Genomic DNA, 21,262 nt, shown 5'->3' with positions numbered 1-21,262 from the left:
GCCCCGCAGTCGCGAACTGAGGTTTCCCTGTGAGCATCGGCGCCACCACCGACACCGTCGCCCCCGCCGCCGGTCCGCTGGACCCGGAGCTGCGCGCCGCGATCGGGCGGATCGCCCGGGTCCCGCAGCTGCTGGTCGCCTGCGACTACGACGGCACCCTCGCGCCCATCGTCGAGGACCCGAGCAAGGCCGTCCCGCTGCCCGAGTCGGTGGCCGCCGTCCGGGCGCTCGCCGCGCTGCCGCAGACCACCGTCGCGGTCGTCTCCGGGCGGGCCCTGCGCGACCTGGCCGCGCTCTCCCGGCTGCCCAGCGAGGTCCACCTGGTGGGCAGCCACGGCTCGGAGTTCGACATCGGCTTCGTCGAGCGGCTCTCCCCCGAGCTGGTCGCCGTCCGCACCCGGCTGCGCGACGCGCTGCGTGAGATCGCCGCCGCCCACCCCGGCGTACGGCTGGAGCGCAAGCCGGCCAGCGTCGCGGTGCACACCCGCGGTGTCGACCCGCAGATCGCCGCCGCGGCCATCGAGGCCGTCCGCAGCGGCCCCGCCACCTGGGAGGACGTCACCGTCACCCAGGGCAAGGAGGTCATCGAGCTGTCGGTGGTCGCCACCCACAAGGGCACCGCGGTCGACCAGCTGCGTACCCAGCTGTCGGCCAGCGCGGTGCTGTTCATCGGGGACGACGTCACCGACGAGAACGCCTTCGGCAACCTGCACGGGCCGGACGTCGGCATCAAGATCGGCCCCGGCGACACCAGGGCCGACTACCGGGTGGCCGAGCCGATCGAGGCAGCTCGCGCGCTCGGCCTGCTGCTGGAGACCCGGCGGCACTGGCTGTTCGGTGAGCGGGCGGTGCCGATCGAACGGCACTCCATGCTGGCCAACGGCCGCACGGTCGCCCTGCTCACCCCCGAAGCCAAGGTCACCTGGCTCTGCCACCCCAAGCCCGACTCGGCGGCGATCTTCGCCGACCTGGTCGGCGGCAGCCCGGCCGGCCACTTCAGCGTCACCCCGGAGCGCGGCGGCATCCCGCTCGGGCAGCGCTACCGCAACGGCACGATGACCGTGGAGACCCGCTGGTCCGGGCTCACCGTCACCGACTGGCTGGACCTGCCGGCGAAGGAGACCACCCCGGACGGCCCGGCGGTGGTCACCGGCGACTCCACGCTGGTCCGGGTGCTCAGCGGTCGCGGCCGGGTCCGGGTGGAGTTCGCCCCGCGGCCCGAGTTCGGCCAGGTGCAGGTCCAGCTCCAGCCGCTCGACGACGGCCTGCTGGTGCTCGGCTCCAACGAACCGGTCGCGCTCTACTCCCCCGGCGTGCAGTGGGAGGTGCGCAACGACGGCGGCTACGAGACGGCCCAGGCGGTGGTGGACCTCTCCGCCGCCGGCGGTCAGGTGGTGCTGGAGCTGCGCTTCGCCACCCACAGCCTGGAGCACCACGCGGTGCCGATCCACGAGCGGCAGGCCGCCGCCGAGCAGCCGTGGAAGGACTGGGTGGCCTCGCTGAAGCTGCCCTCCACCGCGCGGGACCTGGTCGCCCGCAGCGCGCTGACCCTGCGCGGGCTCTGCCACGAGGCGACCGGCTCGATCCTGGCCGCCGCCACCACCTCGCTGCCGGAGGAGTTGGGCGGGGTACGCAACTGGGACTACCGCTACTGCTGGCTGCGGGACGCGGCGATGACCGCCCGGGCGCTGGTCGACCTCGGCTCGACGGAGGAGGCCGAGGGCCTGCTGCGCTGGGTCGACGGGGTGGTCGAGCGCACCGGGGGGCACCCGGAGCGGCTGCACCCGCTCTACACCGTGGACGGCTACGAGCTGGGCGCCGAGGCGGTCATCGACACCCTGCCCGGCTACGCCGGCTCCCGGCCGGTCCGGGTCGGCAACCTCGCCAACCACCAGCTCCAGCTGGACGTCTTCGGCCCGGTGGCGGATCTGATCGCCGCGGTCGCCGACGCCCGGGGCTCGGTCCGGGACGACGAGTGGCGGGTGCTGGAGAACATGGTCGAGGCGGTCCGCCGCCGCTGGCACGAGCCCGACCACGGCATCTGGGAGGCCCGCCTCCCGCCGCGGCACCACGTCTTCTCCAAGGTGATGCTCTGGATGACCGTCGACCGGGCGCTGCACGTGGTGCGGCAACACGGCGGCGAGGACCGGCCGGAGTGGGTGGAGCTGCGCGACCGGATCGGCGCCAACGTGCTGGAGTTCGGCTGGCACGAGGAGGTCGAGGCGTACAGCGTCGCGTACGGGCACGAGGAGATGGACGCCTCGTCGCTCTGGATCGGCCTGTCCGGGCTGCTGCCCGGCGACGACCCGCGCTTCCTGTCCACGGTGCTGAAGATCGAGGCCGATCTGCGCAGCGGCCCGGTCGTCTACCGGTACCACTGGGACGACGGCCTGCCCGGCCGGGAGGGCGGCTTCCACATCTGCACGGCGTGGCTGATCGAGGCGTACCTGCGCACCGGCCGCCGCACCGACGCCGAGGAGCTGTTCACCCAGATGATCGACACGGCGGGCCCGACCGGGTTGCTCCCCGAGCAGTACGACCCGCTCGCCGAGCGCGGCCTGGGCAACCACCCCCAGGCCTACAGCCACCTCGGCCTGATCCGCTGCGCCCTCCTCCTGGACAACATGCTCAAGCACTGACCCGACCAGCATTCACGACGGCCGGAGACAGGTGTCTCCGGCCGTCGCCGTCCACCCCGCCCCGCCGCGATCGCGGCGAGGTGGGCCGCCGGCCCGCCGCGACCGTCACATGGCCGCCGCCCCATGATCGTGCTCGATCCTGGATGTAGTGGCTTCGTCTCGTAGCGGATACCCCTATTTCCAGGATCGAGCACGATCATGGCGCGGGGCGCGGGGCGCGGGGCGCGGGGCGCGGGGCGCGAGGCGCGAGGCGCGAGGCGCGAGGCGCGAGGCGCGAGGCGCGAGGCGCGGAGTGGCGGGCGGTCAGGGGTGCAGGGCGGTGACCACGTCGCCGATCACCACGATGGCGGGCGGGCGTAGGGCGGCCGCCGCCACGTCCGCCGCCACCGCGTCGAGGGTGGTGTGCAGGGTGCGCTGGGCGCCGGTGGTGCCCTCCTGGATCACCGCGACCGGGGTGGCCGGGTCCTTGCCGTGCCCGGTCAGGGTGGCGGTGATCGCCGCGAGGTTCTTCAGGCCCATCAGCACCACCAGGGTGCCGCGCAGCCCGGCGAGCCGCTCCCAGCTGACCAGCGAGGCCGGGGAGTCCGGGGCCACGTGCCCGGACACGACGGTGAACTCGTGCGCCACCGCCCGGTGGGTGACCGGGATGCCGGCCACCGCGGGCACCGCGACCGCGCTGGTCACCCCGGGCACCACGGTGACCGGTACGCCGGCCGCCGCGCAGGCCAGCAGCTCCTCGCCGCCACGACCGAAGACGTACGGGTCGCCGCCCTTGAGCCGGACCACGAAGCGACCGGCCAGCGCCCGGTCGACCAGGATCCGGTTGATCTCCTCCTGCCCGCGCGACGGGCCGTACGGGATCTTGGACGCGTCGACCAGCTCGACGTCGGGGCGTAGCTCGTCCAGCAGCAGGCCGGGCACCAGCCGGTCGGCGACCACCACGTCCGCCTCGGTGAGCAGCCGCCAGCCCTTCACGGTGATCAGCTCGGGGTCGCCCGGGCCGGCGCCGACCAGCGCCACCCGGCCGGGCGCCGCCGCGTCCCCCGCCCCGCCGGGTGGCGGCAGGTCCGGCTCGGCCGGCACGCCCACCCGCGTGGCCAGCAGGTCACGGACCGCGTCCCGGACGGTCATCGCCCGGCGGGGGTCGCCACCGCCGAGCACCGCCACGGTGACCGGCCCGTGCCGGGTCACCGCGGGCGTCCAGGCGGTCGCGGCGGCGCGGTCGTCGGCGCGTACGCAGAAGATCCGGCGCTCGGCGGCGGCCACGCTGACCGACTCGGCGGCGACCGGGTCGTCGACCGCCACCTGGACCAGCCAGGCCCCGTCCAGGTCGGCCGGGGCGAACCGGCGCGCCGCCCAGTCCAGCCGGCCGGCGTCGACATGCGCCCGCAGCGCCGGGGTCACCTCCGGCGCGACCAGCAGGACCAGCGCGCCCGCGTCGAGCAGCGCCGGCACCCGCCGGGTGGCCACCGCTCCGCCGCCCACCACGACCATCCGCCGGCCGGCCAGGCGCAGGCCGAGGGGGTACGGGTTGGCGGTGCTCACTTCTCGCTGACCCCGGCCGAGTCGAAGGTGGCGACCTCGTGCAGCACCCGCACCGCGCCGGTGACCACCGGCAGCGCCAGCAGCGCGCCGGTGCCCTCGCCGAGGCGCAGTCCCAGGTCGATCAGCGGGTACAGGCCGAGCCGGCGCAGCGCCACGGTGGCGCCCGGCTCGGCCGAGCGGTGGCCGGCGACCATCGCGCCGACCGCGTCCGGCGCGAACGCCGCCGCGACGAGCGCGGCGCTCGCCGCGATCACCCCGTCCAGCAGCACCGGGGTCCGACGCGCCGCGGCGCCGAGGATCAGCCCGGCCAGCGCCGCGTGCTCCAGGCCGCCGACCGCGGCCAGCACGCCCAGCGGGTCGGCCGGGTCGGGCCGGTGCCGGTCGAGCGCCGCCCGCACCACGCCGACCTTCCGCCGGTACGTCTCGTCGTCGACGCCGGTGCCCCGCCCGGTCACCTCGTCGGCGTCGGCGCCGGTGAGGGCGGCGATCAGGGCCGCCGCCGGAGTGGTGTTGCCGATGCCCATGTCGCCGGTGAGCAGGATGCCCGCCCCGGCGTCGATCAGCTCGCCGGCGATCCGGATGCCGGTCTCCACCGCCGCCCGGGCCTCGTCCCGGGTGAGCGCCCCGGTCACCGTCATGTCCCGGGTGCCGTGCCGGACGTTCGCGTCGACCAGGCGGGGCCGGGCGGCCAGAGCGGCCCCGCCGGCCACGGCCGCACCCGCTCCGAGCCGGTCGCCGGCCGAGCCGAGCGGGCCGGCGGACGCGCCGCCGGAGCCGAGCCCGTCGCCGGACGCGGCGGCCGAGCCGAGCCTGTCGCCGCCGGAGCCGAGCCCGTCGGCGGACGGGTCGACGGGCAGCGGGGTGGCCACGCCGACGTCGACCACGGTGACCGAGGCGCCGGCCTGCCGGGCGAACGCGTTGACCACCGCGCCGCCGGCCAGGAAGTTGCCGATCATCTGCGCGGTGACCTCCTGCGGCCACGGGGTGACGCGCTGGGCGTGCACGCCGTGGTCGCCCGCGAAGATCGCTACCGCGGCTGGCTCGGGCAGCGGCGGCGGGCAGGCCCCGGCCAGGCCGGCGAGGCGTACCGAAAGGTCCTCCAGGGCGCCCAGCGAGCCGGCCGGCTTGGTCAGCCGGGTCTGCAGGTCGCGGGCGGCGGCCATCGCCGGCTCGTCGAGCGGCCGGATCGCGGCGAGGGTGGTCTCCAGCATCATGCCTCCAGAATCTCTGCCAGCACGCGCACGAACGCGTCGGTGGTGGCCGGTTCGCGGACCGCGATCCGCAGCCAGTCCGCGCCGAGGCCGGGGAAGGTGTCGCCGCGGCGGACGGCCCAGCCGCGCTCGCGCAGCAGCATCCGTACCCGGTCGGCGCCGGCCAGGTGGACCAGGACGAACGCACTGGCCGGGCGGCCCGCGACGCGTACCCCGGGCAGGGCGGACAGGGCGGCGACCAGGTGGTCGCGGTCGGCGGTGAGCCGCGCGGCGATCGCGCGCTCGGCCGCGACGGCGGTCGGCGTGGCGATGGCGGTGGCGGCGGCCAGCGCCGGGGTGGAGACCGCCCAGAGCGGCTGGACGGCGGCCAGCCGCTCCAGCAGCGCGGGCTCGCCGAGCAGGTAGCCGATCCGCAGGCCGGCCAGCCCCCAGGTCTTGGTGAGGCTGCGCACCACCACCAGACCGGGCAGGTCCCGCCGGGCGGCCAGCGACTCCGGCTCGCCGGTCACACCGGGGGTGATCGTGGTGTCGGCGAACGCCTCGTCGACCACCAGCACCCGGCCCGGCCGGGCCAGCGCGGCCAGGTCGGCGGCGGGGTGCAGCACCGAGGTGGGGTTGGTGGGGTTACCGACCATCACCAGGTCGGCGTCGGCCGGCACCCGGGCCGGATCCAGCCGGAAGCCGTCCGCCGGCTCCAGCAGCACCCGATCCACCCGGTGCCCGGCCGCCCGCAGGGCCGCCTCCGGCTCGGTGAACTGCGGGTGCACCACCACCGGGTGGCGCGCCCCGCCCAGCGCCCGGGCGAGCAGCACGAAGCCCTCGGCGGCGCCGGCGGTGAGCAGCACCTCCTCCGGCGGGCGACCGTGCCGGGCGGCCACCGCGGCCCGGGCCGGACCGGGGTCGGGATACCCGGCCAGCTCGGCCAGCGAGGCGGTGAGCGGGTCGGCCAGCCACTCCGGCATCGGGTCGCGGCGGACGTTGACGGCCAGGTCGACCAGGCCCGGAGTGGCCTCGGCGTCCCCGTGGTGCCCGAGATCGGGCTCGTCCCCGGCGCCCGGCGGCACCTCGATCAGCTGACCACGCATGTCCGTGATCCTGCCGGGAAGCCGGCGTGCGGGACAGCGGATCCCGACGTGGGGCGCGTCACCGCCCGGCAACCTCTCCGCCCGTTTATGAATTCTTCTCATTTCCGAATCGGAAATGTCATAACTTGACCTGGTGAGCAACCGACCCCTTGCCTCCGCTGGTCGTTCCGTTCCTCTCCTGCGCATCGGTCTGATCGCCGGCCTCGTGGTCGCCGCCGCGGCCTATCCGACGGCCGCCATCACCGGCATCGGCGCCAAGGCCACCGCGCACGCCGTCGAGCAGAAGACGGACATCCTGAAGGGCGCGATGCCGGCCGAGACGTCCTACCTCTACGCGCCGGACGGCAGGACCGTGCTGACCATGTTCTACGAGGAGTACCGGCAGTACACCAAGCTGTCGGACATGTCGCCGAACATCCAGCAGGCGATCGTCGCCGCCGAGGACAACCGCTTCTACCAGCACCACGGCGTCGACCCGAAGGGCGTGGCCCGGGCCTTCGTGGCCAACGCCCGCTCCAGCGGCGTCTCCCAGGGCGCCTCCACGCTGACCATGCAGTACGTCCGGATGGCCCTGCGGGACAGCGCGAAGACGCCCAAGGAGGTGCAGGAGGCCACCCAGCAGACCAGCCTGCGCAAGCTCAAGGAGATGCGGATGGCGCTGGACGTGGAGAAGACGCTCAGCAAGGACGAGATCCTCGAGCGCTACCTCAACTCCGCGTACTTCGGCCACCGGGCGTACGGCATCTACGCCGCCTCGCAGATCTTCTTCTCCAAGACCCCGGCCACCCTCACCCCGGTCGAGGCGGCCACCCTGGCCGGGCTGGTCAAGTCCCCGTCCGAGTACGACCCGATCAGCTCCGACCAGAAGGACGCCACCGGTCGGCGCAACTATGTGTTGGACAAGATGGCCCTGCTCGGCTACATGTCCCCGGACGCGGTGGCGGTGGCCAAGACCGAACCCATCCGCACCCGGGTGACCACCCCGGCCAACGACTGCGCGTCGATCCCCGACAAGTACACCACCTGGGGCTTCTACTGCGACTATGTGAAGAACTGGTGGAGCGCGCAACCCGCGTTCGGCGACAACCCGGCCGAGCGGATGGACAAGCTGCGCCGGGGCGGCTACCGGATCGTGCTCGCCCTGGACCCGAAGATCCAGGGCGCGGCCGAGAACAACGTCGGGGCCAAGGACGCGGTGGGCAGCCCGTTCGCCAACGGCATCGTCGTCGCCGAGCCGGGCACCGGACGGATCAAGGCGATGGCGGTGAACCGGACGTACTCGCTGGACCTCAGCGAGAACCCGCAGAGCTCCAACCCGGAGGCCGGACCGACCATCAAGGCCAACTATCCGAACACGGTGGCGCCCCTGCTCGGCGGCGGCAGCCTGCCCGGCTACCAGGCCGGATCGACGTTCAAGATGTTCCCCATGCTCGCCGCGCTGGACTCCGGGATGCCGTTGTCCACCGCGTACGACTCGCCGTACCGCTACCAGTCGGCCGTCTACGACGGGTGGGCGCCGTCCAACGCCAGCGCGGCGATGACCGGCCGGCAGACCATGTGGTCCGGCTTCGGCAAGTCGGTCAACACGTACTTCGTGCAGCTGGAGGAGAAGGTCGGGGCGGACCGGGCGGTCCGGCTGGCCGAGCAGCTCGGGCTGCGCTGGCGCACCGACGTGGACCGCAGGCAGGCGTCACCCACGGACGCGAAGAAGTGGGGTGCGTTCACCCTGGGCGTCTCCGACGCCACCCCGCTGGAGATGGCCAACGCGTACGCCGCGGTCGCCGCCGACGGCCGCTACTGCGAGGCGATGCCGGTCATGTCGATCACCAACCGGGACGGCACCCCGGCCACCTACAAGACCGCGTCCGGGATCGAACGGGAGGTGGCCAAGCCGCGCTGCCGGCAGGTGGTCAGCGAGGACGCCGCCCGGGCGGCCACCGACGCGGCGCGCTGCCCGACCGGTGACACCCCGGCCAAGGGCAGCTGCGGCGGCTGGTCGACGGCGGACAGCGTCCGCGGCACGGTGGGCCGCCCGGTGGCCGGCAAGACCGGTACCACCGACAGCACCCGGTCGGCCTGGTTCGTCGGCTACACCCCGGAACTGGCCGCGGCCAGCTTCATCGCCGACCCGGACAACCCGTTCAACGCGGTGGGTGACGGGCAGTCCCAGGTGCCGGTCAACGCGGTGGCCCAGACGCTGCGCGACGGCCTGAAGGGCACCCCACCCCGCCAGTTCACCCCGCCCTCGGACCAGATCGTGGGGTGAGCCGCCCAGGCGGTGGCCGGTGGCCACCGGCGGATCACGAGGCTCCGGGTGGGGGGCGGTGCGGTCTCCCACCCGGGGCCTCGTCCGGCTCGCCCGCTCAGGCGAGGGTGCTCACGCCCTCGGCGCCGACGGTCGCCGCGGCCGCGGCCACCAGCCGGGGCGCGAGCCGCGGATGACCGGCCCAGTGCAGGCCCAGCTGGGAGGCGTGCACGCCGCGCCAGACGAAACCCTCGGGCAGGCCGCCGTCCCAGCTCCACGCCGCCCGCTGCCCGGCCCGCGGGGTCAGCACCGCGCCGTGCTGCTTGTAGCCCACCGCCACCTCGCCGGTGGTGGCGACCACGCTGTCGCTGAGCGCGGTGGCCTCCCGGTAGCCGACCACCACGCCGTCCCGGCTGGCTCCGATGACGTCCAGCACCCCGCACATCGGCAGGCCGTCCAGCTCACGGGCCAGCCAGAGCAGGCCGGTGCCCTCGGCGACCACCGGCCGGCCGGTGCGGGCCAGCTCGGCCACCGCGATGCAGAGCCGGCGGTTGGCGGACAGCTCCCGGGCGTACGACTCGGTCAGGCCGGCGCCGACGACCAGCGCGCGGGTGCCGGCCGGCAGCGCCTCGTCGCGCAGCGGGTCGACGGTGACCAGCTCGGCGCCGGCCGCCCGCAGCAGCTCCGCGGTCTCCGGGTAGCCGTACCCGCCGCCCGGGCCGCCCGCGACCGCCACCAGCGGCGCCGGGCCACCCGGCGCTCCCCCACCCGGCGCCCCGCCCCCGGCCGGCAGGGCTTCCCCGGCCGCCGGCTCGAGCCCGGCCGACGGGGACCACGGCTCGACCGTCAGCTCCGGCGCGGAGCGGGCCAGGCCGAGCAGCCGGTCCACGTCGACGGTGCCGGCGACCGCCTCGCCCAGCCGGCGCACCGCCCGGATCGCCTCGGGGTCGCCGTGCAGCGCCGGCACCGCCCCGTGCCGGCGGGCGGGCAGCACCGCGGGCAGCTCGTGCCGGCGCAGCGCGCCGTAGACCGGGACGGCGATGTCGTCGAGCGCCTCCCGCAGCGTCTCCTCGTGCCGCTGCGAGGCGACCTGGGTGAGGATCACGCCGCCGAGCCAGAGCTGCTCGTCGTACGAGCGGAAGCCGTGCACCAGGGCGGCGACCGACTGCCCCATCGCCGCCACGTCGACCACCAGCACGACCGGGCTGCGCAGCGCGGTCGCCACGGCGGCGGTGGACTCCGCCTCGGGCCGGCCGCCGACCGAGTCGTACAGGCCCATGGTGCCCTGGACCACGGCGAGCCCGGCGCCGTCCGCCCCGTGCCGGAACAGCGGCCCGAGCCGTTGCGGGCCGACCAGTCGCGGGTCCAGGTTGCGACCGGGCCGGCCGGCGGCCAGGCCGAGGTACGCGGCGTCCGCCCGATCAGGGCCGATCTTGAAGCCGGCGACCTCCAGTCCACGCTCGGCCAGCGCGGCGAGCAGGCCGATGGCCAGCGCGTTCGTGCCCTGGCCGGACGAGGGTGCGCTGAGCACGAGACGCGGCACGGCGGTCATCATCGACTCCTCGCGGGGCGGCTGTCGGGGGCGGACCGGCCGCCGGCGGCGAACCGGACGGTGATCCGCTCGCGTGACCATACCCGCCCGCGCCGACGCCCGGCGGCCACCGGACGGACGCCGTACGGTCGCCGCGCGGCCGCCCGGGGTCGGTGGCCCCGGTCATACGGGTAGCCTCGTTGCCGTGTACCGGTTCCTGCTGACTCCCCGCTGGCTGGGCTATCTCGCGCTGACCCTGGTGGCCGCCGCGGTGATGGTGCTGCTCGGCAACTGGCAGCTGGCCCGCTACCACGAACGCACGGCGGTCAACGAGCGCATCGACGCCGGCGGCCAGGGCACCCCCGCGCCGCTGCGCGACCGGCTGCCGGCGCCCACCGGCGGCGCCGGCTCGGTCGGGCCGGCCCCCGCCAAGCAGGCCGAGTGGAGCCGGGTCACCGCCACCGGCCGGTACGACCCGGCGAACGTGGTGCTGGTCCGCGGCCGGACGGTCGACAGCCAGGTGGGTTTCGAGGTGCTCGTCCCGTTGGTGCTGACCGACGGCTCGGCCGTCCTGGTCGACCGGGGCTGGATCCCGGCGGCGGCGGGCGGGGCGACGGCGCAGCCCGAGGTGCCGGCCATCCCGGGCGGTCCGGTGACCGTGGTGGGCCGGGTGCACGCCACCGAGACCGGCGGCGGTGCGGTGGACCGGCGGGCCGGCCGGCTGGAGTCCCGCCGGATCACGGTGGCCAAGCTGGCCCGTGAGCTGCCCTACCCGGTGCACAACGGCTACCTGCTGCTGAACGAGCAGACCCCGGCCAACGATCCGGCCTTCCAGGCCATCCCGATCGGTCACACCAACAACTGGCAGAACTTCGGCTACGTGGTGCAGTGGTGGCTGTTCGCCGCCATGTCGCTGTTCGGGTACGGCTGGGTGGCCCGGAAGGAGGCCCGCCGCGCCGCCGGCCTGGATGGGCCGAAGCCGTCGACCGACCGGGCCGCCGAGCCGGTGACTCCGAGCTGACCGACCCCGCCCCGCCGCCGTAGCGGCCCGCGTCGTGGTGGTTCAGCCGGTGACCCGGCCGGCGTGGATCGCCCGGACCATCTCGATGGTGTCCGCCTCGGCCGCGCTCTTGTCGTCGCGGTAGCGGATCACCCGGGCGAACCGCAGCGCCATCCCGCCCGGGTAGCGCGAGCTGGTCTGCACCCCGTCGAACGCGATCTCGACCACCTGCTCGGGCCGGACCCGGACCACCCAGTCGCCGCGCTCGACGGCGAGGCCGAGGAAGCGCTCGGTCTGCCAGCGCAGCAGCTCGTCGGTGAGCCCCTTGAACGTCTTGCCGAGCATCACGAACCCGCCGGTGCCCGGGTCGCGCGCGCCGAGATGCAGGTTGGACAGCCACCCCTTGCGCCGGCCGCTGCCCCACTCGACGGCGAGCACCACCAGGTCGAGGGTGTGCCGGGGCTTGACCTTGACCCAGGCGGCGCCGCGCCGGCCCGCGTCGTACGGCGCGTCCGGCGCCTTGACCACGACGCCCTCCTGGCCGGCGTCGACCGCGGCGGCGAAGGCGGCGCCCGCCGCCTCGGCGTCGTCGACCTCCACCCGGCCGACCAGCAGCGACTCGTCGACCGCACCGGCCAGGGCGGCCCACCGCTCGCGGCCGGGCCGGTCGATCAGGTCGTCGCCGTCCAGGTGCAGCAGGTCGAAGAAGTACGGCGTGAGCACCGAGGTGCCGGTGGTCTCCGCCGCGGCGAGCACCGCCGGGGCCACCGGTGAGCGCCCGGCACTGCTGGGCGTGGTGCGCCGGGCGGCCCGGCTGGAGGTCTGCTGGAACGGCAGCGGCCGGCCGGTGGCGTCCAGCCCGATCGCCTCGCCGTCGAGCACCAGCTCCCGGGCCGGCAGCGCGCGCACCGCGGCGACCACCTCGGGCAGCCGGCCGGTGATCTCGTCGAGGCTGCGGGTGAACACGGCGATGTCGGCACCGGAGCGGTGCACCTGGATGCGGATGCCGTCGAGCTTGACGTCGACCACCGCGGGCGCGCCGGTGGCTTCGAGCGCGGCGTCGACCGTGGGCGCGCTCTGCGCCAGCATCGGCGCGAGCGGCCGCCCGACCTGGAGGCCGAAGCCGGCCAGCGCGGCGGCGCCGCCGGAGAGCGCGGCCACCGCCACCGCCCGCAGGTCGCCGGCGAGCAGCAGCGCCCGGCGGACGGCCGGGACCGGCACCTCGGCCGCCCGGGCGATCGCGTCGGCGAGCAGCCCGGCCTGAGCGCCCTGGCGCAGCTCGCCGCTGAACAGCCCGACCAGCAGCCGCTGCTCGTCGGTGGTGGCCGCGGCGAAGAGCGCGCCCACCAGCTCCCGGCGGCGGGCCTGCGACCCCGGGCCGTGCACGGCGGCGATCGCGTCGACCGCCGCGTCGACGGCGGCCACGGTCAGCGTCGGCTCGGCGGCCGGGGCGGGCAGGTCACGCAGGCCGGCCCAGCCCACGCCGGTCTGTCGCTGGCGCAGCTCACCGGCGAGGTAGCCGGAGCCGGCCGGCACCTCGGCCGGGTCGAGCGAGCGCAGGGCGGCGGCGAGCAGCTCCACCTTGGCCCGCCGGCCGCTGGTGGCGCCGACCGCCGCGGAGGTGGCTGCCAGGTCGAGGAACCGCACGGGCCTCATCCTGCCAGCCACCACCGACAGCGCCGGAGCATTGCCGCCGGCCGGTGAGCGCGCCGGGTCAGGCCGAGACCGGCTCCTCGATGCGCAGGCCGCGGGCGCGCACCCCGTCGGCGACCCGGGAGAGCACGCCGTCGAGGGCGACCAGCGCCGCCGACAGCTCGCCGAGCTGGTTCTTGAGCGTGTCCTCGGGCCACGCGGAGACGTCGACGTCCCCCAGAGCACTGACGGCGGCCTCGAGCCGCGACACCACGTCATTGGTACGCATGTTCGAAAGGCTATAACACCCCGCCGCCCGACACACCGCAAACTCCGACATCCGCCCCGAAGTTACGGTTCCGACACCTAACCGGCCCGGCGACCAGCCTCGGCGACGTTGGCCAGCAGCAACGCCTCGGCCAGGCAGACCCGGGCGAACTCCGCCAGGTGCAGGCTCTCGTTCGGGCCGTGCGCCCGGGCGTGCGGGTCCTCCACGCCGGTCACCAGGATCGCCGCGGCCGGGAACATCTCCTGGAAGGTGGCGATGAACGGGATCGAGCCACCGACACCGATGTCCACCGGGTCGGTGCCGTCCCAGGCCCCCCGGAAGGCGGCCCGGGCGGCGTCGAACATCGGCCCGGTCGCGTCGATCACGCACGGGTTCCCGTCGTGCTCGAAGGTGACCGTCACCCGGGCGCCCCACGGCGCGTGCTTCTCCAGGTGGGTGCGCAGCGCCTCGTACGCCCGCTTCGGGTCGTCGCCCGGCGCCAGCCGTACGCTGAGCTTGGCCTTGGCCGCCGGGACCAGCGCGTTCGGCGCCTCGCCGGTGGCCGGCGCGTCCACGCCGAGCACCGCCAGCGCGGGCTTGGTCCAGAGCCGGTCGGTGATCCGCCCGCTGCCGATCAGGGTGACCCCGTCGACCAGGCCGGCCTCGGCGCGGAACCGGTCCTCCGGGTAGTCGACGGTGGCGTCCGCCCGGCCGACCAGGCCCTCGACGGCCACGTCGCCGGCGTCGTCGTGCAGCGTGGCGAGCAGCCGGACCAGCGTGGTCAGCGCGTCCGGGACGGCGCCGCCGAACATCCCGCTGTGCACCGCGTGGTCCAGGGTGCGCACCTCGACGAAGCAGTTCACGATGCCGCGCAGCGAGGTGGTCAGCGCCGGCACGCCGACGTCCCAGTTGGCCGAGTCGGCGATCACGATCACGTCCGAGGCGATCTCGTCGCGGTGCTCGGCGAGCAGCCGCTCCAGCGAGTCGGAGCCGTACTCCTCCTCGCCCTCGATGAAGAGCACCACGCCCACCGGTAGCCGGTCGCCGAAGGCGCGCAGCGCGGCGACGTGCGCCATGATGCCGGCCTTGTCGTCCGCGGCGCCCCGGCCGTAGAGGCGGCCGTCCCGCTCGACCGGCTCGAACGGGTCGGACTCCCACAGCGCCCGGTCGCCGATCGGCTGCACGTCGTGGTGGGCGTAGAGCAGCACGGTCGGGGCGCCGGGCGGGGCGGGCCTGGTCCCGATCACCGCGGGCTGGCCGCCGGAGCGCACGATCCGGGTGTCCAGGCCGCAGCCGCGCAGCAGCTCGGCGACCGCCTCGGCGGAGCGCTCCACGTGCGAGTGGTCGAAGCCCTCGAAGGCGATGCCGGGGATCCGGACGAGGGCTTCCAGGTCGGCACGGACGCCGGGCAGTTCCCGCTCGACGGCGGCCCGTACCTCGGACTCGGACATGATCGGTGAGGTCATGACCGGCATCGTATGCCGGCCTTACCCCGGGCGTACCCGCCGAGGCCGGGGGTGCGGGTTCGGCCACCGCCCGCGCCGGCGGCACCGCCCGGCCGGTGGCCGGGTCAGGCCGGTCGGCGTTCCGCTCGGCCGTGCCGGACGAAGTACCGGCCCGCGTCGTGCGGCAGCGTCGGCGCGCCGTCGACCACCAGGTCGGCGTGCGCCTCGGTGCGGTCCGCGGCGAAGTGCGCCGCCTCCCCCGCGTGCCAGCGGCGCAGCTCCGGCAGGATCGCCGGGCCGTCCCGCCGGACCGCCCGGCGCAGTCGCAGGTCCGCCGGCGCGTCGACGTAGACGGCCAGGGTCAGCTCGGGCCGGATCGCCGCGCGCGCCGCGCTCACCCCCTCGACCAGCAGCACCGGCGCCACCGGCACCGGCACCGCGCGGGGCAGGAAGGCCCGCCGGACCCAGCTGTAGCGGCGGTACGCCCCCGGCCGGCCGGCCCGCGCCGGGGCGAGCACGCACTCCTGGAGCCGGTCCCAGAAGGTGAGCTGGTCCGCCCAGCCGTCGAGCAGGTCATCGGTGTGCACCAGCGGCGGTCGCGCGCCGCCCGGCAGGCCGGCCAGCGCGTCCGCGAGGCGCGCGGCGAACACGCTCTTGCCCGCGCCGCTCGGCCCGTCCACCGCCACCAGTCGGGTACGCCCCAACCGCGCCGGCCCGGCCAGCACCCGCCGGGCCAGCGCCGGGTACGCCTCGACCACCGCCACCGCCACCGCCACGGCAGCGACGCTATCGGGTGTCCCCCGTCAGCCTGGTTCCGGTGCGGGAGCAGGCGTTCGGTGCGCGACCGGTCGCCCCGCCCGGCATGATCTGGACGTGCTCAATGACGTGATGAGTCCGGGTGTGGACGCCCTGCTGGAACAGGCGCGGGCCGGTTTGCGCCGGTTGAGCGCACAGGCGACGGTGGAGGCGGTACGGGCCGGTGCGCTGCTGGTCGACACCCGTACCGAGGCGCAGCGCCGGGAGCAGGGCGAGCTGCCCGGCGCGATCGTCATCGACCGGACGGTGCTCGAGTGGCGGCTCGATCCGGCCAGCGAATGGCGGATCCCCGAGGCCACCGGGTACGACCGGGAGATCGTGGTGGTGTGCCGGCACGGCTACAGCTCCAGCCTCGCGGCGGCCAGCCTGCAGGCGCTGGGGCTGCGCAACGCCACCGACCTGGTCGACGGGGTGGAGGGCTGGATCGCCGCCGGGCTGCCGCTCTCCGAGGAGCCCGCCGACGTCCGCCCCTGAACCGCTCCGGTCAGCCCGCGGCCGGCGCGCCGGGTGGGACGAACGGCAGGTCGGCAGCCACCCCACGCTCGATCAGCCGCCACAGCGCGTCGGTGTCCAGGTGCTCCTCGACCAGGTCGCCGAGCAGATCGAGGGAGCGCTCGCGGGCGGCCGCGAAGACGGTGTCCGGGGCGACCGTGAAGCCGTGCCGGCCGGCCGACCGGGCCACCTCGGTGAGGAACCGGCGGCGGAACCCGTCGGACTCGAACGCGCCGTGCCAGTGGGTGCCGTGCACCGCGCCGAGCCGGGCGCCCTCGCCACCGCCGTCGGCCCGGGTGAACATCGGTGGCAGGGCCGGGTCGGTGGTCGAGACGTACCCGTGGTGGATCTCGTACCCGCGCACCGGCACCCCGCCGTAGGCCGTGCCCGCCGCCGGCCGGACGGTCTTGCCCGGCGCGAAGGTGATCTCGACGGGTAGCAGGTCGAGCCCGGGCACGCTGCCCCGGCGGCTCTCCACCGGGTCGTGGATCGCCCGGCCCAGCATCTGGAAGCCACCGCAGATGCCCAGCAGCGGCCGGCCGGCGGCGGCGTGCGCGGTCACCACCTCGGCCAGGCCGGTCTCCCGCAGCCAGGCGAGGTCGGCGACGGTGGACTTGGAGCCGGGCAGCACCACCAGGTCGGCGGCGGCCACCTCGGCCGGCTCGACGGTGAGCCGCACCCGCACGCCCGGCTCGGTGGCCAGGGCCTCGGCGTCGGTGGCGTTGCTGATCCGGGGCAGCCGGACGACCGCGACGTCGAGCCAGTCGGTGCCGTGCGGCCCGGCGGGCCGACCCAGCACCCGGCCGTACGCCAGCGAGTCCTCGGCGTCCAGCCAGAGGTCGAGGTGCCAGGGCAGCACGCCGTAGGTGGGCCGGCCGGTGACCCGGTGCAGCATGTCCAGCCCCGGCCGGAGCAGCCCGAGGTCGCCGCGGAACTTGTTGATCACGAAGCCGGCCAGCAGCGCCTGGTCGGCCGGGTCGAGCAGGGCGAGCGTGCCGAACATCGAGGCGAACACGCCGCCCCGGTCGATGTCACCGACCACGATGGTGGGCAGGCCGGCGTGCCGGGCCAGCCCCATGTTGACGTAGTCGCCGGCCCGCAGGTTGATCTCGGCGGGGCTGCCGGCACCCTCGCAGATCACCACGTCGTACGCCGCGCGCAGCTCGGCCAGCGCGGCGAAGGCGGTCTCCGCGAGCCGGGGCCGCAGCGTGCGGTAGTTGCCGGCGGTGACCGTGTCGACCGCCTGGCCGAGCAGCACCACCTGGCTGTCCAGGTCACTGCCGGGCTTGAGCAGCACCGGGTTGAAGCGCAGGTCCGGGGCGACGCCGCAGGCGGCGGCCTGCATCGCCTGGGCGCGACCGATCTCGCCGCCGCGCCCGTCCGGGCCGACCACCACGGCCGAGTTGTTGGACATGTTCTGCGCCTTGAACGGGGCGACCTTGACCCCGCGCCGGTGCAGCCACCGGCAGATGCCGGCGGTGAGCACGCTCTTGCCGGCGTCGGAGGTGGTGCCGGCGACCAGCAGCCCGCCGCTCACCGGCGCGCCGCACCGCTCCGGCGCGCCGCACCGATCCGGGCGGCGGCCCGGGCCACGGCGGCGTATCCGTGGCGGCCTACGGCGTACCCGTGGCGGCCGGTGGCGGCGAGCAGCGGCCGGCCGGTCAGCGGCCACGCCGCGGCCAGCCCGAGGGCGGCCACGCCGACCGCGCCGGAGACCCGGGCGGCCCGCTTGAGGTGGCGGGCCTCCGGCCGAGGGCCGTCACCGAGGAGCGGGCGCACCTCGGAGCGTCCGAAGTAGACGTTCCGACCGCCGAGCCGCACGCCCAGCACACCGGCCATCGCCGCCTCGCACTGCCCCGCGTTGGGGCTGGGATGGTCGTTGCGGTCCCGCCGCCACACCCGCCAGGCGCGCGCCCGGTCACCATGGGCGACCGGGGCGACGGCGATGGTGAGCAGCCCGGTCAGCCGCGCGGGCGCCAGGTTGAGCAGGTCGTCGAGGCGGGCGGCCGGGGTGCCGAAGCGGGCGTAACGGGGCGAGCGGTGGCCGACCATCGCGTCCAGCGTGTTCGCCGCCCGGTAGCCGAGCAGGCCGGGTAGCCCGGCCAGCGCGCCCCAGACCAGCGGCGCCACCACGGCGTCGGAGGTGTTCTCGGCGACCGACTCCACGGTCGCCCGGGCCAGCTCCGGCTCGTCCAGCGCGGACGGGTCCCGCCCGCAGAGGTGACCGAGCCGGGCGCGCGCGGCGGGCAGGTCGCCGCGCCGCAACGCCTTGCCCATCACCGCGGCCTCGTGCCGCAGGGTGCGCCCGCCGAGCACCGTCCAGGTGCCGGCGGCGACCAGCGCGGCGCGGGCCACCGGGTTCCGGCGGGTGGCGGCGCCGGCCGCCGCGCCGAGCAGCACGGGCGCGCCGACCGCGATCGTGGCGAAGAGCGCGCCGGCCCGCCGGTCGGGCCGGTGGACCCGGCGTTCCAGAGCGCCGGCCGCCCGGCCGAACCCGGCCACCGGGTGCCAGCGGGCCGGGTCGCCGAACAGGGCGTCCAGGGCGTAACCCGCCACCAGACCGGTCGCGTCCGCCACGGCGGTCGAGTGCCGCACCGCTCACCACCTCCGGCCGGCCAGCCTAGCCGTACGGCGGGGTGGCCACCGCGTGCCGTGGCCACCCCGCCCCCCGTTCGCACCGCTGACGGGCCGGCCCGCGGACCGGCCCGGGTCAGGCCGGCACGGGCACCCGACCGCGGCCGCGACGCCCCTTCCCCGGCGTCGGTACGGTCGACTCCGTTGCCGGGCTCAACTCATCGGTCTGCTCCGACCCGATGTCGTCGCCGGGCAGCGGGGAGAGCTCGTCGTCGTCGGTCTCCTCGTCGAACGGGTCGGTCGCCGGCTCGTCCGCGCCGGGCAGGCCGTGGCCCGCCCGCGGGTCGGTGAAGCCGGCGAACTCGAAGTCCTCGTCGAAGGGCCGGTCGTCGGCGGTGGCCGGGGCCTGCTCGTCCGGCACCGGCTCGGTCGGCTCGCCGTGCACCCGGGCGGCCGCCTCGGCGTCCTCGACCACGCTGGTGGGGGCGCTCGGCTTGTTGCGCAGGAACCGGGCCCGCCCCCGGGACAGGTCGTGCCCGACCGCGACCGCCTCCAGCTCGTAGAGGGTGCGGTGGTTGCCGGCGTCATCCGTCCAGTCGCGGGTGTAGAGCCGGCCGGCGACGACCACCGGGTCGCCGACCATCACCGAGGAGGCCACCCCCTCGGCCAGCTTCCGCCAGCAGTTCACCCGCACCCGCAGGCTGTTGCCGTCCACCCAGCGGCCGCTGTCCCGGTCGAGCCGGCGTGCGGTCGAGGCGACCTTGAAGTTGGCGACCAGGGTGCCGCTGGACGTGGTGCGCCGCCATTCCGGCGCGGTCAGCACGTTGCCCACGATCGTGACGTACGTGTCGAACATCGTCCCCTCCCAGGGGTCCAGGGCCGGCCGTGGCGAGCCGGCTCGAACCCGAGACTGGTCGCGGACGACCAGGCCCCGCGACCACCGGACGCCGGCCTGTGGACGACCGGGCCGGCTGTGGACAACCGCCTGATCAAGGTCCCGGTGTGCTAGGCCGGCCGGCCCTGGGCGACCGAGCGCGAGCACCCGCAGGATCGGGAGGCCGGGGTCACCGGGAGTGAGCACGACCCCGGCTGGGTATGGACTTGATCAACCACCACGGCACCAACGTCCGACGAGAAAGGTCAGCGCTGATGACTCTCAGCTCGCTCCGTACGACCGGCTCCGCCCGCACCGAGCGGGAGGTGCGGCGATGAGCGCGGTGACCAACCCGGCGACGGTGGCCGAGTGCCTGCGCGTCGGCGCCGGCTTCTCCCAGGGCGACCGGAACTGGATCGTCGAGCAGTACGCGACGCTGGACGCGCGGCTGGCCGCGTTCCACGCCGACGCCACCGAGCTGGAGGTGTCGGTCAAGGACCGCGAGGCGCGCGGGCAGAAGGTGACCCTGGAGTGCTGGATCGCCGGCCGCCAGAAGATCGTCACCACGTCGACCGAGGAGGATCTGCGGGCCGCGCTCAACGACTGCCGCGACGACCTGCGGCGCAAGCTCAACGACGCGAAGACCAAGCAGGAGCCCCGGCACAACAAGCACGTCCGGGAGATGGGCCAGCCCACCCCCGACCAGGTGGCCGACGCCGACCTGACCCTCGACCGGGCGGACGCCGAGACCGCCTGACGCACGTCCGGTTCGTCCCCGTCCGACCCGAGCGGCCGGACGGGGACGGGCCGGGGGCTACCGCCGGGTAGGCGTCCGGGCGTACCGTCGCGGTCGTGGACTCCGACGTGCTGGGGCCGCCGTACGAGCGGCAGACGATCGACCTGGGCACCGACGACGAGGGACCGGTGGTCGCCACCCTGGTCCGGCGGCGTGCCGAGCGGCCCACCGGCCGGGCCGTGCTCTACGTGCACGGCTTCGTCGACTACTTCTTCCAGACCCACCTGGCCGACCACTTCGCCGAGCGGGGCTGGGACTTCTACGCGCTCGACCTGCGCAAGTACGGTCGCAGCCTTCTGCCGCACCAGACCCCGAACTTCTGCCGCGACCTGAGCGACTACTTCCCCGAGCTGGACGCCGCCGCGAAGATCATCCGCTCCGACGACGGGCACGACACCGTGCTCGGCATGGGCCACTCCACCGGCGGCCTGATCATCTCGCTCTGGGCGCACGCCCGCCGCGACGCCGGAGCGGTCGACGGGCTCGTGCTGAACAGCCCCTTCTTCGACATCAACGCTCCCTGGCCGGTCCGTCGACCCCTCGCGGCCGCCGTCTCCCGGCTGGGCCGCCGGACGCCGCACCGGATCATCCCGTTCGGCCTGGGCACCGTGTACGGCGAGAGCCTGCACGCCGACCATCGCGGCGAGTGGACGTACGACCTGGCCTGGAAGCCGCTCGCCGGGTTCCCCGTCCGGGCCGGCTGGCTGGCCGCCATCCGCGACGGGCAGCGGCAGCTGCGCGCCGGCCTGGACATCCCGGTGCCGGTGCTGGTCGCCTGCTCGACCCGGAACTTCCGGGGCGCGAAGTGGCACGACTCGGCGACCACGGCCGACGCGGTGCTGGACGTGGAGCACATCGTCCGCTGGGCGCCCCGGCTCGGCCGGCACGTCACCGTGGCCCGGTTCGACGGCGGCATGCACGACCTGGTGCTCTCCGGCCCCGCCGTACGCGAGAAGGTGCTGGACGAGACCGGCCGGTGGGCGGACGCTTTCCTCGGCGCCGGGCCCACCGCCCCCGCCGACCTGCCCCCGGACGACGCGCAGCTGCCCGAGCAGCGCACCCCGGCCGACGCCGACGAGCCGGCGCCGCAGGGCGCCTGACAGCCCGTC

General features: G+C 75.6%; 16 protein-coding genes and 1 pseudogene. 6 read left to right on the top strand and 11 right to left on the bottom strand.

Features of this window, described 5'->3' with window-relative positions; genetic code table 11:
* Window positions 1-35: 35 nt before the first annotated feature.
* On the top strand, window positions 36-2,639 hold the full coding sequence (otsB, locus tag ACFY3U_RS21055) for a trehalose-phosphatase (protein ID WP_387204269.1): 2,604 nt from the start codon (window positions 36-38) through the stop codon (window positions 2,637-2,639).
* Window positions 2,640-2,942: 303 nt separating this feature from the next.
* Here the strand turns inward: otsB and cobA are convergent, their stop codons facing one another.
* From cobA to cobC, 3 genes are read right to left on the bottom strand one after another with little or no spacing between them, the layout of a single operon-like run.
* A complete protein-coding gene (gene cobA / locus ACFY3U_RS21050; RefSeq protein ID WP_387204267.1) occupies window positions 2,943-4,133 on the bottom strand; it encodes a uroporphyrinogen-III C-methyltransferase in 1,191 nt (396 codons plus the stop codon).
* Window positions 4,134-4,180: 47 nt separating this feature from the next.
* Window positions 4,181-5,395 (bottom strand): nicotinate-nucleotide--dimethylbenzimidazole phosphoribosyltransferase, encoded by a 1,215-nt coding sequence (locus ACFY3U_RS21045; RefSeq protein WP_387204264.1) that lies wholly within the window; start codon window positions 5,393-5,395, stop codon window positions 4,181-4,183.
* Complete coding sequence (gene cobC / locus ACFY3U_RS21040; protein ID WP_387204102.1) at window positions 5,395-6,480, bottom strand: Rv2231c family pyridoxal phosphate-dependent protein CobC; 1,086 nt, start codon at window positions 6,478-6,480, stop codon at window positions 5,395-5,397. The genes ACFY3U_RS21045 and cobC overlap by 1 nt, the downstream gene beginning before the upstream one ends.
* Window positions 6,481-6,613: 133 nt before the next feature.
* Here cobC and ACFY3U_RS21035 point away from each other — a divergent pair, with 133 nt between their 5' ends.
* Window positions 6,614-8,746 (top strand): transglycosylase domain-containing protein, encoded by a 2,133-nt coding sequence (locus tag ACFY3U_RS21035; protein ID WP_387204100.1) that lies wholly within the window; start codon window positions 6,614-6,616, stop codon window positions 8,744-8,746.
* 97 nt (window positions 8,747-8,843) lie between these two features.
* Here ACFY3U_RS21035 and ACFY3U_RS21030 read toward each other — a convergent pair whose 3' ends face one another.
* On the bottom strand, window positions 8,844-10,277 hold the full coding sequence (locus tag ACFY3U_RS21030; protein WP_387204097.1) for a cobyrinate a,c-diamide synthase: 1,434 nt from the start codon (window positions 10,275-10,277) through the stop codon (window positions 8,844-8,846).
* Between the two features lie 184 nt (window positions 10,278-10,461).
* Between ACFY3U_RS21030 and ACFY3U_RS21025 the strand changes: the two genes are divergently transcribed.
* Complete coding sequence (locus tag ACFY3U_RS21025; protein ID WP_387204094.1) at window positions 10,462-11,277, top strand: SURF1 family protein; 816 nt, start codon at window positions 10,462-10,464, stop codon at window positions 11,275-11,277.
* Between the two features lie 42 nt (window positions 11,278-11,319).
* Here ACFY3U_RS21025 and ACFY3U_RS21020 read toward each other — a convergent pair whose 3' ends face one another.
* The 4 genes and pseudogenes from ACFY3U_RS21020 to ACFY3U_RS21005 all read right to left on the bottom strand — a co-directional run.
* Window positions 11,320-12,903 carry an ATP-dependent DNA ligase gene (locus tag ACFY3U_RS21020; protein ID WP_387204091.1) on the bottom strand — a complete coding sequence of 528 codons (1,584 nt, stop codon included), beginning with the start codon at window positions 12,901-12,903 and terminating at the stop codon, window positions 11,320-11,322.
* Between the two features lie 67 nt (window positions 12,904-12,970).
* Window positions 12,971-13,177, bottom strand: a complete 207-nt coding sequence (locus tag ACFY3U_RS21015; RefSeq protein ID WP_387204261.1) for a hypothetical protein — start codon at window positions 13,175-13,177, stop codon at window positions 12,971-12,973.
* Window positions 13,178-13,254: 77 nt separating this feature from the next.
* Window positions 13,255-14,607, bottom strand: coding sequence for a dipeptidase (locus tag ACFY3U_RS21010; protein WP_387204258.1), 1,353 nt, complete (start codon window positions 14,605-14,607; stop codon window positions 13,255-13,257).
* Window positions 14,600-15,555 (bottom strand): annotated as a pseudogene (locus ACFY3U_RS21005) (uridine kinase); the annotation flags it as partial. The gene ACFY3U_RS21010 and the pseudogene ACFY3U_RS21005, both read right to left, overlap by 8 nt.
* Here ACFY3U_RS21005 and ACFY3U_RS21000 point away from each other — a divergent pair.
* On the top strand, window positions 15,490-15,891 hold the full coding sequence (locus tag ACFY3U_RS21000) for a rhodanese-like domain-containing protein (protein ID WP_387204256.1): 402 nt from the start codon (window positions 15,490-15,492) through the stop codon (window positions 15,889-15,891). The pseudogene ACFY3U_RS21005 and the gene ACFY3U_RS21000 overlap by 66 nt on opposite strands.
* A gap of 10 nt (window positions 15,892-15,901) precedes the next feature.
* Here the strand turns inward: ACFY3U_RS21000 and ACFY3U_RS20995 are convergent, their stop codons facing one another.
* From ACFY3U_RS20995 to ssb, 3 genes are all read right to left on the bottom strand, one after another.
* Window positions 15,902-17,446 (bottom strand): cobyric acid synthase, encoded by a 1,545-nt coding sequence (locus tag ACFY3U_RS20995; protein WP_387204088.1) that lies wholly within the window; start codon window positions 17,444-17,446, stop codon window positions 15,902-15,904.
* Window positions 17,443-18,504 carry a cobalamin biosynthesis protein gene (locus ACFY3U_RS20990; RefSeq protein WP_387204085.1) on the bottom strand — a complete coding sequence of 354 codons (1,062 nt, stop codon included), beginning with the start codon at window positions 18,502-18,504 and terminating at the stop codon, window positions 17,443-17,445. The genes ACFY3U_RS20995 and ACFY3U_RS20990 overlap by 4 nt, the downstream gene beginning before the upstream one ends.
* 115 nt (window positions 18,505-18,619) lie before the next feature.
* Window positions 18,620-19,339: a single-stranded DNA-binding protein gene (gene ssb, locus ACFY3U_RS20985; protein ID WP_387204082.1), complete on the bottom strand. Its 720-nt coding sequence runs from the start codon at window positions 19,337-19,339 to the stop codon at window positions 18,620-18,622.
* 352 nt (window positions 19,340-19,691) lie between these two features.
* Between ssb and ACFY3U_RS20980 the strand changes: the two genes are divergently transcribed.
* Window positions 19,692-20,114, top strand: a complete 423-nt coding sequence (locus ACFY3U_RS20980; protein ID WP_387204079.1) for an HPF/RaiA family ribosome-associated protein — start codon at window positions 19,692-19,694, stop codon at window positions 20,112-20,114.
* Between the two features lie 95 nt (window positions 20,115-20,209).
* Window positions 20,210-21,253 (top strand): alpha/beta hydrolase, encoded by a 1,044-nt coding sequence (locus tag ACFY3U_RS20975; RefSeq protein WP_387204076.1) that lies wholly within the window; start codon window positions 20,210-20,212, stop codon window positions 21,251-21,253.
* Window positions 21,254-21,262 lie beyond the last annotated feature (9 nt).

The organism is Micromonospora sp. NPDC000089, assembly GCF_042899365.1.
Lineage (GTDB): Bacteria > Actinomycetota > Actinomycetes > Mycobacteriales > Micromonosporaceae > Micromonospora.
The sequence above is the reverse complement of the archived record's forward strand: the minus strand, read 5'-3'. Positions and strand labels throughout refer to the sequence as shown.